The sequence below is a fragment of the Legionella erythra genome, assembly GCF_001467615.1.
Taxonomy (GTDB): domain Bacteria; phylum Pseudomonadota; class Gammaproteobacteria; order Legionellales; family Legionellaceae; genus Legionella_C; species Legionella_C erythra.
In genome coordinates this window covers 126,470-140,250 of the sequence record NZ_LNYA01000030.1, presented here as the reverse complement: position 1 = coordinate 140,250, position 13,781 = coordinate 126,470, and the positions used below count along the sequence as shown (strand labels likewise).

The following is a 13,781-nucleotide window of genomic DNA, read 5'->3' as shown; positions in this document are numbered from 1 at the left end:
AATACAATTATTTGCCCACAATGATCCTGATAAAGGCAGCAAAACCACGAACCAGCCATTGGCTGCCCATCTTTACGTGCCAACTGCACGATCGGAAATGCTGTATCCCCCATCAATCGGTATCGCTGTGCCAGTGATAAAGTCAGATCCGCGGGAACATAAAAACACGGCCAAGGGACCAATGTCCTGAGCCTGCCCCCAACGTCCCAGCGGGGTACGTCGCCTGATTTCTTCTCCTCGTTCAGACTGGGGCAGAGACCCATTAATTGCCGTTTCAAACCAGCCTAGCAAAATGGCATTGACCTGGATGTTCCATGGCCCTAATTCCGCCGCCAATGCCCTGGTTAAGCCGATGATCGCTGTTTTGGTGGTTGTGTAACCGATGGAGTGAGGATGTCCAAACAGAGAATACATAGAGCCTAAATTAATGATTTTTCCTTTTTTTTTGACTTTCATGAGGCGTGCAGCCTGTTGCGAGCATAAAAAGACCGAGGTTAAATTATTGCTTAGAAAACTATCCCAGGCCTCACGGGATAACTCCGTGAGCTGCTGATCCTCGTAGATGCCGGCATTGTTAATCAGGATATCCAGGCCTGAAAATTCTTCGGCGATTTGTTTAAAACCCTGATGGATGGCCTGTTCGCAATTCAAATCGACTCGGGCGGTTATAAACCCTTCATCATGCGCCACACCCAGCTTGGCCGCATCGCGCCCCCAGACAATCACGGTTGCCCCCTCGTCCTTTAAGGCGCGCTCCATGCCCAATCCCAGGCCGCCGTTGCCGCCGGTTATTAAGGCGATGCTATGTTGTAAGTGTTTTTCGTTGTTCATAATGATGATGGACCTTCCTTAGAGCCTTGCAGAAATCGTCGATGTCCTCTTCGTTTAAGGTTGGAGAAAGCGCAATATCGATATAGGAACTGATGTGTTTGGCGCTGGCGGCATGCCGGCTTTTGATGGTTTCGCGGCAACTCGTATCAAACAGATAAGCCCAATCCCAAAAACGCCTGACATTGACTTTTTTACAATCACCCAAAGCCTTGGTGTCGATTCCTTCTGCGCCGTCTCATCCCAACCGGATCGGGGCGTCACAAAAGCCAAATCCTGGATGCGTTCAAGAATATGACAATAATTTTTTGACAAGCGGTCAAGGCGGGCAGTTAATTTTTTTAACTGACTAAGCCCCAATGCACCGCGTAATTCATCAAGACGAAAATTAAAGACTGGCAAACAGGTAAAATCAATAGCTGCCGACTCATGAGCACAATGTTTTTCATAAAGGCACTCATAAGCCCCTGACATTGATGACACAGTGCAGATAAAGGGCCTTATCATTGGTTAGTATAAACCCTCCCTCACCCGTATTAAGCGATTTGTCCGATTGGGTACTGAACGCGCCGGCAAGCCCATAAGTGCCCCAAAATTTATCCTTTAATTTACACCCGAGGCTGGGTACAGCGTCCTCAATAATCGGTACCCCATAACTATCCGCCATGCGCTTAATTTCAGGCAAAGGGGCTGGAAAACCGCGCATGTGCACAACGACCAGGGCGCTTAATTGTGGCAGTTTTTTTTCAAGATCGGCCAAATCCATATGGAGATTAGCATCGACTTCAATCAACAAGGGTTTTAATTTCGGCTGAATAATGGCACTGGGCGTTGCGGTAAACGAGTAAGCCGGGCAGCCAACCAGGGCATTATCAGGCAACTGCAAGGCCATCAAGGGCAAAGACAGGGCAGCTGTTCCCGAACTGACGGCCAAAGCATAATCAACGTGGAAATACTGCTTTAACTCATTCTCAAACTGCCCGACCTGCGTATCATTCAGGCAGCGATTATCATATCGAAACAAGCGTTTGCTCTGCATCACCTCAATTAAGCATTGCACGTCCTCCTCGTCCAGCACCACATGCCCCTTATCATAGGTGGGCCATGATTTTTGCCGGACAGGCTCACCGCCGTCAATCGCCAATTTCTCCATCACAATCACGTTGTTTTTCATAAAAAAACTCCCGAATGCTAGGAATTGGAGTTGTCTTTTTCTTGTCGTAATCGAAATTTTGCCAAGGCCCGGTATCCGCCCAGCAGGCGAATAGTCGCTAATACCACAAATCCTTTAAGAATTTGCCATTTAGTGCCTTTACGAATCCAGAAATCGCACACCTTGCCTTTAGTCGCCACAAATAACTGATCATAAAAAATCACATCGGGCAGCGGGTAGGCAAAATAATTATTGACGTTTTTCCCATGGGTACCAAAAATTAAAGGTGCAGGTCTCAACTTCAGCATGTCAACCATCATCAGGAAGAAATAAACCATCCAACTGGCATGGCGGGAAGCCGGTTCTACCCAAAGGCAACTGATTTCATGTGGAGGCTGTTTGTCAAAATGATGGTTTTGATTGAGCACCTGCAGTTGTTCAGTATCCAAGGGGAGGAAGGTTCGATAAACGGCTTGAGAGTTGATGCAAAACCCCGCGAGCATATGCTCTTCAGTTCCTCGATAAAAAACGCGAACCTGAGCCTGCTTGAAACAATCCAATCCAACCTGGTTTTTTTGGCTAATTCAACATAATTTTTCTGAAACAATTCAAGCAAATTATCAGCAGTGATAATTTTCGTCTTTATCATATTGAAATACACTTAATGATAACCGCAATACTATTAACTATAGTTAATATTTTTTGGATGTGTTGGTATTGGCTATTTTATTCAATATAAAACACATCTAAAGCACTCGCCTTGTGCCTGGGTGGGTCGGGCCTTGGCCCGACTGTGATTGCTGTTGTGAAAACGTGGATACCGCGGACAAGCCGCGGTACGTAGGGGGGGGGTATGTTGCTGCACGTGAGAAAAAGCTGTGTACGTGGATAGAGAGGCTTCCGGACGTAGAGGAGAGGCTGGAGCCTATGTCCCTCTATGCGTAAAGTCCCAGTGCCTACGTTCCGCGCCTTGGGCGCGGAATCCAGCACTTATCTCCAATACACGACAATACCGTACATAAAGCGTTATTTACAGGCCTGGTTTAATTTTTGAGGTCTGATCGTTTTGATCCGCTTCTTTCAAACTTTTTAATTTTGATTTCAGCTCATTTAAATAATTTTTATCATGAAAAATCGCGTGAGTAGCTAGGGATTCTTTCACCTTATTGCCGTGCTCACCGTGAAAATCAACATGATATAATTCCCTGAAAAAATCCCGGGCTTTTTTAAGGTTTCCCCCTTGTTTAGCCAAGGTATTTTCCATGATGTTTTTCCGTGTGGAACCAATCGAACGAAGCTGTACGTTGAGCAGTTTTTCCGTGTCGAATTGATAAGCCGATTTAATATGGGAATAGTTTCCTTTTTTCAGCGAATCACGCAATAACCCCATGGTTTGTGTTTCGTCACTGTTGTAAAACTTAAGGGGGGTGTGGTGTTGGCAGGCGGCATTGCATAATTCAACGAAATTTTTTGCTTTTTCGACCCCTTCCCGTACAGGGCCGGTTATTTCCTTGGCATGCATTTTATCCAAAAGCGCCTGCTGCAACCGTTCAAAATCCTTTTCAAGGCCTGTTTTTTGGGGAATAGGCTCCATGGAAGAACCAGCATGAATGTGCGCGAATCGCTGGTATTCTTCGCGTAACTCGGCCTTGTATTGCCGTTCTTGTTCCGGAAATTCATCCTGAAGTAATTGCGAAGTAACCTTCATGCTGTTTCTTCGCCCCAGAAGATCGACATCACGAATCAACAAATAACTTCGCCCTTCTACCGAATCGGTCACTTCAACTACATTGCCTGGGACACGGTAGTCGGTGATGAAATAGCCGCTTTGTTCAAATTGTTCAAACAATTTCTTTTGCGGGCCATCACCAATCGGATTATAACCCTCGTCAAAAGGCACGTTATTGCCTCGGATATAGGGCATATCCATGATGTTTTCTGCCCCCTCAAAAGACCTTGCTGTCGCTAAATCAGAGAATCCGCCGTGATAAATACGCTTGTACATACCGTTAAATGTTTCAATTTTACGGGCCACACCGCCATAGGCCTTAGCTTGTTCTGGGTGTACTTTTTTAAGCACCCGGTACTCCCCTTGCTCGTTTTGGTAAAGGTAGACCGCTTCGGCGAAGCCGCCGCCCTGTTTTTTTCCGCCTTGCTCCATTAATGGTACCGCCTTGACGGGTTTGCCATGAATGGTGATGGTTTCTGCCTTTTCCAATTGACTAAGTAATGCGGAATCGGGGGTTTGGATGTCCTTGATAAATGCCTTTCTAACCATGATGACCTCTCTGCGGCGTCATTTTGTTATATTCTAAAGCAATTTGATTATTTTTATTTCAATCATCAACCATCTTTAAACTCTCTTTACAATTGTCTTTCTGGTTTCATGGATTGACGCCTGCCGCTTAATTTTTAATAATTTACCAAGACCTTTTTGCCAAGGATGCAGAAATGCCCCAACTGAAGCTGTTTTTTACCGCCTTGATCACCTTTATTCTTCTGGATATGGTCTGGCTTGGTCTTATCGCCAAACCGCTTTATTTCCATCATTATCGTGAATGGCTTCGCCTGTCGGATGGTCAATTGCAACCGGTGTGGTGGGCGGCCATTATTGTCTACCTGCTCCTGGCTGCAGGCATTGTCTTTTTTGTGGTGCCGCTGTCGGCCGACCAGCTCCTTCACGCCGCCGGCTTCGGGGCCTTGCTTGGCTTAATCACCTATGGCGTTTACGATCTGACCTGCATTGCTATCCTTAAAAACTGGCCGGTAAGCATCTCGTTGATGGACTGGCTATGGGGTATCTTTTTGTGCGCAGCCAGTGCCTTGGTCACCGTTTTTGTCCATGCAAAATGACCCCTGCACTCTTATTTTGGCTGGTTATTGTAGTTATTTTCTTGCATATGACCTTAGTCTGGTTATGGTATCGCATAACCAATAATCCCTCTGTGGTCGATGTAGGCTGGGCTTTAGGCCTGACCATCAGCGGTCTTGTCTTTTTAAATGTGCCGCCTTTTTCGCTGCGAAAAGGCTTTTTCAGCATCCTTCTTTGCCTCTGGGGGGTGCGGTTGGGCTTTTTTCTCTGGTCTACGCGCATCCGTAAAGGGATAGTGGATAAACGCTATCTGACATTAAGCCAGGACTGGACAATTGCCAAACCGCTCGGGTTTTTCCTAAACTTTCAACTGCAGGGATTTTTCATCCTGTTGCTGTCTTTACCCTGGTTTTTTGTTGCCCTCTCAAGTGACACGCTTCCTAACGGTCTCGATTATGCCGCGGCATTGCTTGCTCTCATCAGTTTGGGGGCAGAAACCCTGGCTGATTATCAATTACAGGTTTTTAAACGAAACTATCCGGGAGAGGTGTGCAACCAGGGCTTGTGGTTTTACTCAAGACACCCGAATTATTTCTTTGAATGGCTTATCTGGCTTTCTTTTTCCCTGTTTTCTTTTTCCCATGCTTTAGGCTGGCTGGGCCTGATTTCACCGTTAACCCTTTATCTGCTCATGACCCGCATTACCGGGCCCATGACAGAAGCCGGTTCACTTAAGGCGCGAGGGCAGGCTTATCTCGATTACCAACAAAACACCCCGTTTTTCTTTCCATCCTGGCTTAATCCACATTGGTTGCTTCAAAAGAAAAAATCATCCCGCTGACCAGGCCTTCAAATGAAGCAAGCAAAGGTTACACCTGTTTCAGGATTCTATCTGGCCTTTAGCGAATTCAAACAGGCTGCTTTGGGGAAAATGTTTGCAAAACAATACATACAATCCCTTTGCTGACTCAGAAGCCCCGGATTGACGTACCTGATCACAGATTCGCAGATAATTTTTCTGCATGAGCAGTTGCGCTTCACCTTGAAGCCGTTTCGCTGCAGTCAAATAACACCAGGCAGCTTCATGATAATGATTTTGCAGGGCCAGATATGATCCCAGCTTATCCAAATCCTGCTCATTTAAATGAAGTTTGCTTTTGTCTTTACTAAAGAATCGGAATAGTTGGACCGCGTCAATCCCCCTGTCATCGGTCAAGCACTGTGTCAGAGCGCGTTTAGCCTGCTCAATAGCCTCCTCAGGATGGCCTGCCTGGGCATACAGGTAACTCAATACCACGGCTTGATCCGTTGTAGCCTCTTCGGCTTTGATTTGGCTGATTTGCGATTCAGCCTCTGCAGGACTCATGTGCGGCACTTCACGCATAAGGTCTTCATAAACAGACCGCCCTTTCACAGCGACCCCCGGTTTGCCTGTCCCATTCAGGGTAGAAGCTATGGCTGTTTCTGCCAACTCGTCCTTCGCCACTAATGCACCACTTAACCTGCCCACAAGAATGGGGGCCAGTATGAATGGCAGGTAAGACAGTGCGGCGTTAAAATACAGTCCCGCACGAATCGAAAGCGTGGAAACCAGAATCTGCAGCGTCACAAAGACTAAAAAAAATGTTAACAGGAATAGAACAATGCCGCCGACAGTCTGCGAACAATAGCAAATGAGCTCGGCCCGCCGTTCCTGAAATAACCATTGCCAGGGTTCGCGGCTAAACACCTCGCTCAATGATTCCGTATAAACGGCCAGGGCTGCCGCCAGTAATGGACCAAAAAAACTTAATACGACTAGCAAGGCATAGCCAATAGCCACCCAGCCGAAGCCAATGCCGAGCTTCAGGAAGAAAAATAATCTTAACGCATTGCCAGCCTGCTTTAAGTAAAGGCCCAAGGCCAGGGCCGGCAAAAACCAGCAAAGATTATATAAAATCGCACGGCCAGTGTAGGACAGGAGCTCACCCGCGGAATAATGATGATGACTGAAAAAGCCGGCATGAACATCACCACGGCTCGCAGCCAGGGCAAAGCGACCGGTAATCCATAGTGACATCACTGTAGCCAGAATCCATTGCATTAAGTCCAGGTGACGTGACTCGATTTGATTACGTAAAAGATAAATAACCAATGCCAATAAACACCAGATAAGGATAATGGGTAATGCACTCAACAATGTAGACGCTTTTACATACCTTCGTACAACTTCTCCGGCCAACCCATTGTAAAGTTCTGATTGCCTCATGCTTCCTTTCATCCGTTAATTTAACCAGTCCATCTGTGACTGTAGCATGAATAATTTTTTTAATCTTCATTGCATCGAATGCAAGATGTATTATTTTTTAATACTAAAAGTATTATTTATCGCGCAAATACAAATAAAAGTAGAGTTTTTTAATTATTCGCTCTACCTTGTCTCCAGAAACAACAATTAATGGAGACAACCCATGATAAAAAAAACCATTCCACTCGTCCTTTTCACTGCAAGCGCGTTTGCCAACGGCGGTAGCGAAGCCTCCATGGCCAGCACCGATTTATCCAGAGAGGGCGTCAGCCAAATAGTCAAGGGCAGCGCCAACCTCTTCGCCGCAGGCAGCCAACTGGTCATCGTGGCGGTAAAGACTGTTGGCGATATCACCTGTATCAGCCTGAAAGTCGCTGGTCAATCCGCCGTGACGACCATTCAGGTTTCAAGCCATGTTGCCGGTCATAGCCTGCTGGCTGCAGGGCAATTGGTCAGGGTAGTGACCACAGGCACTGGCGTCATCCTCACCGCGGCCGGACGCCTGATTGCATTCATCCCCAACGAAGTGGGGAAATCACTGATTTACAGCACCCCCATTTAAGGAGCTTCAACATGATTAAGTTATCAACATGGGCCGCCTGCCTCATGCTTGCCAGTACCGCCACAACAGCCGCTTATGCAGGGACAGCCTGCAAAAGCCATACGGCCAGTGCGGATGAGTTTTACAAAGCCAGCCGGACAGCGCTGTCCGTTGCAAAGAAACTCGACCAAAGCGGGGCGAATGTCGCCCTGCTGGCGCGGGTTGGATCGGATTTAAGCCGCTACGGTCTCCATTACAGCCATGTCGCCTTCGTGGTAAAAAATTACCCTGGCAGACTGGGCAAATGGACGGTTATTCATCTGTTAAATGAATGCAACAAACCCACGTCCTCACTCTATGCTCAAGGATTGATGAATTTCTTCATGGACAATTTATACAGTCAGGCGTATCAAATCACCATACCGGATGAACCACTCCAGGTTCGACTTGCCCAATCGCTTAAACCAGCAGTTGTCGAGCGTCTGCATGGTAATCAATACAGCATGATAGCCTATCCTTATTCAAGCCTGTATCAAAACTCCAATCAATGGGTTCTGGAAATGTTAGCCGATGCCGATAAGCCGACGCCGCGGCATACCCGGCAATCCGCTCAGGATTTCCTGCGCAGGACCGGCTATCGGCCTTCGATTATCGCCATTGATCCCCTGGCCCGATTCGGTGCATCGTTGACCAATGCCGCCATCCGCTTTAATGATCACCCGGACACGGAAAACCGTTCGCGCCATTACGCCATTGTCAGCGTTGACTCCGTGGTCGCCTACCTTCAAAGGCGAGGCCATGTGCAAGTCTTACAGACAGACACCCAAAGGCGCAAAAATTAATACTTTATTTGCCGCGATAGCATTAACCAAGGCATTAGATATAATTTGTTAATCCTTGCCGGAGAAAAAACCATGAAATTAAGCAAAATACAGGGATTTTATCCTTACCTGATGCTCGTGTTTTTCAATACGTTCATTGACTTGGGCCATAAAATTCTATTGCAGGACACCCTCTACCAAACGGCCGACGGCTCCGCCTACACCGTACTTTCCGCCATTATCAACGCGCTGATCCTGCTGCCCTATCTCCTCCTGTTTACCCCATCAGGATTTATTGCCGACAAATATTCAAAGGCCCGGGTGTTGCAGATCACCGCCGCAGCCGCCATCCCGCTGACTATCCTCGCTACCTGGTGTTACTTTACGGGTTTTTTCTGGGGGGCTTTTGCACTGACGTTATTGCTCGCTGTGCAAAGTGCGTTAAATTCGCCGGCTAAATATGGCTATATCAAGGAAGTTTTTGGTAAAGAACAGCTTTCTCAGGTCAATGCAATTGTTCAGACATTGACGATTATTGCTATCCTGGGTGCCACATTTGCCTTTACATCGATTTTCAGCCATTACGTCAATAGAGCCGGTTTGCAACAGAGCACCGACAAAAGCCTGCTGCTTAAGGCATTTGCCCCCGCTGGTTTCCTCATTATCCTATGTTCAGTCTTTGAAACCCTGATGAGCTTTCGATTAATGCGCAAAGCGGCGGTGGATCCCCAGTCCACTTATGAGCCCGCCCGTTATATCACCGGTTATTATTTAAAATCCTATTTAAATAAAACCTTGCACCCGCCAGTCATTTTGACCTGCATCCTTGGCTTGTCGGTATTCTGGGCTGTCAATCAGGTGCTTTTGGCCAGCTATGGGGCATTCCTGAAAGAACACATCGGCAACGTTAGCGTGATGTTTGCTCAGGGCTCCTTAGCCTTAGGGGGTATCGGCATTTTATTGGGTGCTTTATATGCGGGCCGGGTATCCAAGGGGTTTGTCGAAACCGGGTTAATTCCAGTGGCGACGGTAGGCATTGCGGCCGGGCTTTTTATCCTGCCTCAGTTAACCAGTCAGCTGGGCATTGTTATCCTGTTTCTCGGGTATGGCTTTTTTGGGGGCATGTTGATTGTACCGCTTAATGCCTTAATCCAGTTCAACGCACCCCGTCAGGAAAACGGCAAGGTGTTGTCTGCCAACAATTTCCTGCAAAATGTGTTTATGTTGTCCTTTTTAGGCCTAACGGTCGCTGTGGGCCTTACTGGCATGGACAGCCAGGTGTTGCTCTATTCCCTGTTTATTATCGCCTCAGCCGGAGCCGTCTACACCCTGGTCACCATGCCGCAATCGCTGGTACGCTACGTGCTGTACTTCATTACCTCGCAGTTTTACCGGTTAAGTGTTTACGATCTGGATAATTTACCCTCTGCCGGCGGTGTGCTGCTGCTCGGTAATCATGTCAGTTTCATCGACTGGGCGATTTTACAGATTGCCTGCCCGCGCCCTATTCGCTTTGTCATGGAGCGCTCCATCTATGAAACCTGGTATTTAAACTGGATTCTTAAGCAATTCAAGGTGATTCCCATTGCCCGCGGTGCAAGCCAGGATGCGTTAGTGGAAATTAATCAGGCGCTGAATGCAGGCGAAGTTGTGGCTCTCTTTCCGGAAGGGCGGCTGACTAAAAATGGCCAGATGGGCATTTTTCGCAGCGGTTTTGAGCGCAGTGCCGTGAACGCCAATGCTGTCATTGTTCCCTTTTATATTCATGGCCTGTGGGGCTCAAAAGTATCTTACGGTCACCGCTACAGCAAAAAAATGAAAAGCGGCAATCATCGCCGTATCAATCTCGTTTACGGTAAAGCCCTATCCATTGCAAGCAGCGCCAGGGAAGTCAAGCAGAAAGTCACTGAATTATCCATCAAAGCATGGAAATACCACATCGAGGAAATGCGCAATCTACAAAGTGAATGGCTGTATCAGGTTAAAAAATACCCTTCTCAACCCGCGATTATTGAGGAAAATGGCCGGGAAATCTCAACACGGCAATTGTTAGGGGGGGTATTATGCGTCAATCAGCAACTGAAGAAAAAGCTTAAACAGCAGGCGAATGTGGGGATTCTTTTACCTACCAGTCCCGCCGGCGTCATTGCCAACTTAAGCCTGCTGACGCTAGGCAAGGTACTGGTTAATCTAAATTTTACAAGTGGTGAGCCTGCGCTCTCGTCGGCGATTGGCCAAGCCGCTCTGGAAACAGTGATTACGTCCAGGCTGTTTTTAAGCAAACTTAAAGACCGGGGTCTTGATATGGAGAAGGCCCTTGCCCCCTGTCGATTAATCTATCTTGAGGATCTTGTATCAAACCGCAAGGCCTTGGCGGGCTATGTCCTGCTCGCAAAAGGGTTACCGATGATACTGATTAAATGTTGGTTTATTCACCAGACGACCAGCCAGAGTACGGCCGCTATTCTCTTTAGCAGCGGCAGCGAAGGGGAACCCAAAGGCGTTAAACTGACCCATGCCAACCTGTTAAGCAACATTAATCAGGTTGCTACCGTGTTTAGCCTCCAGGATGACGATGTCTTGCTCAACTCACTGCCTCTGTTCCATGCGTTTGGATTAACGATAACGACCTTAATGCCTCTGCTCAAGGGCATTCCCATGGTTTGTTATCCTGATCCGACCAAGTCCTTAGTCATTGCCAAATTAATCTGTAAATACCGTGTGACGCTGTTCTGTTCAACTTCGAGCCTGCTCGGCCTGTACGTGCGCAATACCTCGGTGCATCCGCAAATGCTTCGCTCCTTACGCATGGTGGTGGCAGGGGCCGAGAAACTGTCGCCGGCAGTTTACAACGCGTTTAAGGAAAAATTTAATTTAGACGTTTACGAAGGATACGGCGCAACCGAAGTGGCTCCAGTGGCCAGTTGCAATCTACCGGATGTGATTTCAACCCAGGACTGGCATATCCATCAGGCGCAGAAACCCGGCACGGTTGGTCTTCCTCTGCCCGGTTGCGCCTTTCGAGTGGTTGATCCAGTAACCCTGACGGATTTACCCCCCGGTGAAGACGGTCTGGTTTTGATTGGGGGTACCCAGGTTATGGATAGCTATTTGAATTTGCCCGAAAAAACAAAAGAGGTCCTGATTCAGGATGACCATTACACCTGGTATAAAACTGGCGATAAAGGGCATTTAGACCATGACGGTTTTCTCACCCTTGTCGATCGCTACTCCCGCTTTGCCAAAATTGGCGGTGAAATGATTAGTTTGAGCCAGGTTGAACAGGCTTGGCAGGAAGCAATCAAAGCAGACGACATGGACTTGATGGCCATAGCCTTACCTCATGATAAAAAAGGGGAAGAATTGGCGTTACTCTATTGCGCCACCTTACCTGAAAGCGAGTTAAGGCAGCGTTTGCTTGCAGCGAAGCTGCCTAATATCATGCTGCCGGGCCTCATTCGGCAAATGATGGAATTGCCCAAACTTGGGAATGGCAAACGGGACTATGTGACCGCCAAAAAACTGCTGCAAACGCTGCGTGCCGCCTGAGGCGGCGTGCGGCCTGCCCGCTGCAACCTGGATATTTAATCCGCAGGCTGCTCCCTCTTTAAGCGATCGAAAATACGGGGAACCCAGGGGCGCATGGCAATGATTAATGCGGTACCCTGGCGTTTATCGATAGGTACATCCACCGTATCGCGGCAACGCTTGACGAATTCATTGGCAGCGTTATGCAGGGATTGCTGGATTATCTGATTATCCTGCTCGCTCAACATGCCGCTTCGTACCAGATAGAGTTCAGTAGGCCTCTCAAAATGACAATCGAAAAAATCATCCTGAATCGTCTCTTGGAAAAATCGCTGAATGGGGCCGTCTGCAATCCAGTGAAAATCATGTGCAATCAAACGCTTGAAGCGATTCCTCGTCTGCAGCTCAATGATTTTCATTTTATCGAGTCTCGCTACATAACGGATTAAATCATGCTCGGAAATAGTATAAAAACGAAGAATATCGGCAAAAGTCCAATGGTTCAGTACGCAAATGGCCACCAATAATAATTCCAGCTCACTGACCAGTTCCTTTTCCTGATTTTCAGTCAGATGCACGATTAATTTTTTGTCCTTCTCCAGCTGTTCAAACACCTCGGATAACGACAGGTTTAGGCAGTCGCAAATCGACTGCAAGCGGCTTAAATTAGCGTCCTGCTGGCTAAACAGGCGCTTAACGCTGGCTTCAGACAGATTTAATTTCTGAGCCAGCGTTTTATACGTGTACCCCTGGGCTTTCAGCTGCTTTTTCAACAATAAAAATAAATCCGCAATTTGATCGGGCATCATACTCCTGGGTCAAATAAAAACACAGTCAGTCTATCTGTTTTTGACAAAAAAATCGCTCAGCCGATAAAATCCCATGCTATAGTGAATGCTCAGGATCGTGATGATTAAGGAGAATAAATGAACAGACCGGGTTATTCAATCCTGTTGACCGCGCTCACGTTGCTCATGGCCAGTTCGGTTTACGCTGTCGACCCTGCCTCATTGAAAACCTGCTATGACCAGGCGGCTACCACATTGGCGATTCACGAATGCGCCAATCAGGAGTATGCATATTATGACAAAATTCTAAATAACACCTACCGCTCGCTTGCCGCCATGTTGTCTAAAGAGAACAAATCCGCCCTCATCAGCGCACAAAAAGCCTGGCTGGATTTCCGCGCCAAGGAATGCAAATTTACCGGTCTTCAGCATGAGGGCGGCTCCATGCAGGCCATTGACGAGGTAGACTGCTACAACACCTTAAACAAACGCCGCATTGACGACTTAAACGGCTACATCAAAGCCTTCGGTGAACAATAGCCGATTTTAGCTTGATCATGGGGAGGGGGTGTTTGCCTCGATAACCTCCCTCCTTATTTCCTGCAACCCTTCATTATTCATCAGGATACAACTTTCAATCGCTTCCGGTTCAAAGGCTAGATCGCCGCGATAAATGGAGGCCGACAAACGCGTAGTCAACAACTCAAGCCTGGATTGTTGTTCGCTGGTCAATCGCACCTTAAAGCAAATCGCCACACCATTTTTATCTTTGGGTATGCTGTCGGGTGCGGTATACAAATGCCGATAAATATTGCTTGCCGTCAGATAAGTCCATAAATGCCCGTTATCCCCCAACTCAGCAAGATTTTTTGGGCGCTCAACCCAGGGAATATAAAAACAGCCATCGCTTTTACCGTTTATCGGTGTGAATTTTTTAAATAACATGGCAACGCTCCTTGTGCAGTTAATACGCAGTTAATCTTTATATCATATGATTACCCGCAATGAATAACTTTTTTTCTT

General features: G+C 47.3%; 14 protein-coding genes. 6 read left to right on the top strand and 8 right to left on the bottom strand.

Going from position 1 to position 13,781, the window contains the following annotated elements; genetic code table 11:
- Positions 1-72 precede the first annotated feature (72 nt).
- The 5 genes from Lery_RS09875 to Lery_RS09855 all read right to left on the bottom strand — a co-directional run bounded on the left by Lery_RS09875 (position 73) and on the right by Lery_RS09855 (position 4,259).
- Positions 73-831, bottom strand: a complete 759-nt coding sequence (locus tag Lery_RS09875; RefSeq protein WP_058527095.1) for an SDR family NAD(P)-dependent oxidoreductase — start codon at positions 829-831, stop codon at positions 73-75.
- A 54-nt stretch (positions 832-885) separates the two neighbouring features.
- The gene (locus tag Lery_RS09870; RefSeq protein WP_058527094.1) at positions 886-1,302 is read right to left on the bottom strand and encodes a DegT/DnrJ/EryC1/StrS family aminotransferase; all 417 of its coding nucleotides are present in this window, start codon (positions 1,300-1,302) and stop codon (positions 886-888) included.
- Positions 1,286-2,002, bottom strand: coding sequence for a DegT/DnrJ/EryC1/StrS family aminotransferase (locus Lery_RS09865; RefSeq protein WP_058527093.1), 717 nt, complete (start codon positions 2,000-2,002; stop codon positions 1,286-1,288). Before Lery_RS09865 ends, Lery_RS09870 begins: the two co-directional genes overlap by 17 nt.
- A 17-nt stretch (positions 2,003-2,019) precedes the next feature.
- Positions 2,020-2,541: a hypothetical protein gene (locus Lery_RS09860; RefSeq protein ID WP_131751007.1), complete on the bottom strand. Its 522-nt coding sequence runs from the start codon at positions 2,539-2,541 to the stop codon at positions 2,020-2,022.
- Between the two features lie 470 nt (positions 2,542-3,011).
- Positions 3,012-4,259 (bottom strand): hypothetical protein, encoded by a 1,248-nt coding sequence (locus Lery_RS09855; RefSeq protein WP_058527091.1) that lies wholly within the window; start codon positions 4,257-4,259, stop codon positions 3,012-3,014.
- Between the two features lie 173 nt (positions 4,260-4,432).
- On the opposite strand from Lery_RS09855, the gene Lery_RS09850 reads away from it, so the two are divergent.
- Positions 4,433-4,834, top strand: a complete 402-nt coding sequence (locus Lery_RS09850; RefSeq protein WP_058527090.1) for a DUF2177 family protein — start codon at positions 4,433-4,435, stop codon at positions 4,832-4,834.
- A complete protein-coding gene (locus Lery_RS09845; RefSeq protein WP_058527089.1) occupies positions 4,831-5,634 on the top strand; it encodes a DUF1295 domain-containing protein in 804 nt (267 codons plus the stop codon). The genes Lery_RS09850 and Lery_RS09845 overlap by 4 nt, the downstream gene beginning before the upstream one ends.
- Before the next feature lie 39 nt (positions 5,635-5,673).
- Here Lery_RS09845 and Lery_RS09840 read toward each other — a convergent pair whose 3' ends face one another.
- The gene (locus tag Lery_RS09840) at positions 5,674-7,041 is read right to left on the bottom strand and encodes a hypothetical protein (RefSeq protein WP_058527088.1); all 1,368 of its coding nucleotides are present in this window, start codon (positions 7,039-7,041) and stop codon (positions 5,674-5,676) included.
- 202 nt (positions 7,042-7,243) lie between these two features.
- On the opposite strand from Lery_RS09840, the gene Lery_RS09835 reads away from it, so the two are divergent.
- The 3 genes from Lery_RS09835 (at position 7,244) to Lery_RS09825 (ending at position 11,991) form a co-directional block, all read left to right on the top strand.
- Entirely contained in the window at positions 7,244-7,642 is a 399-nt protein-coding gene (locus tag Lery_RS09835; RefSeq protein ID WP_058527087.1) for a hypothetical protein, read from the top strand.
- Positions 7,643-7,653: 11 nt separating this feature from the next.
- On the top strand, positions 7,654-8,463 hold the full coding sequence (locus Lery_RS09830) for a DUF2145 domain-containing protein (protein WP_058527086.1): 810 nt from the start codon (positions 7,654-7,656) through the stop codon (positions 8,461-8,463).
- Between the two features lie 72 nt (positions 8,464-8,535).
- Complete coding sequence (locus tag Lery_RS09825; RefSeq protein WP_065230287.1) at positions 8,536-11,991, top strand: acyl-[ACP]--phospholipid O-acyltransferase; 3,456 nt, start codon at positions 8,536-8,538, stop codon at positions 11,989-11,991.
- A gap of 35 nt (positions 11,992-12,026) precedes the next feature.
- Here Lery_RS09825 and Lery_RS09820 read toward each other — a convergent pair whose 3' ends face one another.
- A complete protein-coding gene (locus Lery_RS09820) occupies positions 12,027-12,779 on the bottom strand; it encodes a helix-turn-helix domain-containing protein (RefSeq protein WP_082657177.1) in 753 nt (250 codons plus the stop codon).
- A 117-nt stretch (positions 12,780-12,896) separates the two neighbouring features.
- Here Lery_RS09820 and Lery_RS09815 point away from each other — a divergent pair, with 117 nt between their 5' ends.
- Positions 12,897-13,298, top strand: a complete 402-nt coding sequence (locus Lery_RS09815) for a lysozyme inhibitor LprI family protein (protein ID WP_058527083.1) — start codon at positions 12,897-12,899, stop codon at positions 13,296-13,298.
- Between the two features lie 15 nt (positions 13,299-13,313).
- Here Lery_RS09815 and Lery_RS09810 read toward each other — a convergent pair whose 3' ends face one another.
- The gene (locus tag Lery_RS09810; protein WP_058527082.1) at positions 13,314-13,703 is read right to left on the bottom strand and encodes a hypothetical protein; all 390 of its coding nucleotides are present in this window, start codon (positions 13,701-13,703) and stop codon (positions 13,314-13,316) included.
- Between the last annotated feature and the right edge of the window lie 78 nt (positions 13,704-13,781).

Coding starts and splice junctions, on each gene's coding strand:
- Lery_RS09875 (WP_058527095.1), bottom strand. CDS start 831: ATGAACAACGAAAAACACTTACAACATAGCATCGCCTTAATAACCGGC.
- Lery_RS09870 (WP_058527094.1), bottom strand. CDS start 1,302: ATGTCAGGGGCTTATGAGTGCCTTTATGAAAAACATTGTGCTCATGAG.
- Lery_RS09865 (WP_058527093.1), bottom strand. CDS start 2,002: ATGAAAAACAACGTGATTGTGATGGAGAAATTGGCGATTGACGGCGGT.
- Lery_RS09855 (WP_058527091.1), bottom strand. CDS start 4,259: ATGGTTAGAAAGGCATTTATCAAGGACATCCAAACCCCCGATTCCGCA.
- Lery_RS09850 (WP_058527090.1), top strand. CDS start 4,433: ATGCCCCAACTGAAGCTGTTTTTTACCGCCTTGATCACCTTTATTCTT.
- Lery_RS09845 (WP_058527089.1), top strand. CDS start 4,831: ATGACCCCTGCACTCTTATTTTGGCTGGTTATTGTAGTTATTTTCTTG.
- Lery_RS09840 (WP_058527088.1), bottom strand. CDS start 7,041: ATGAGGCAATCAGAACTTTACAATGGGTTGGCCGGAGAAGTTGTACGA.
- Lery_RS09835 (WP_058527087.1), top strand. CDS start 7,244: ATGATAAAAAAAACCATTCCACTCGTCCTTTTCACTGCAAGCGCGTTT.
- Lery_RS09830 (WP_058527086.1), top strand. CDS start 7,654: ATGATTAAGTTATCAACATGGGCCGCCTGCCTCATGCTTGCCAGTACC.
- Lery_RS09825 (WP_065230287.1), top strand. CDS start 8,536: ATGAAATTAAGCAAAATACAGGGATTTTATCCTTACCTGATGCTCGTG.
- Lery_RS09820 (WP_082657177.1), bottom strand. CDS start 12,779: ATGATGCCCGATCAAATTGCGGATTTATTTTTATTGTTGAAAAAGCAG.
- Lery_RS09815 (WP_058527083.1), top strand. CDS start 12,897: ATGAACAGACCGGGTTATTCAATCCTGTTGACCGCGCTCACGTTGCTC.
- Lery_RS09810 (WP_058527082.1), bottom strand. CDS start 13,703: ATGTTATTTAAAAAATTCACACCGATAAACGGTAAAAGCGATGGCTGT.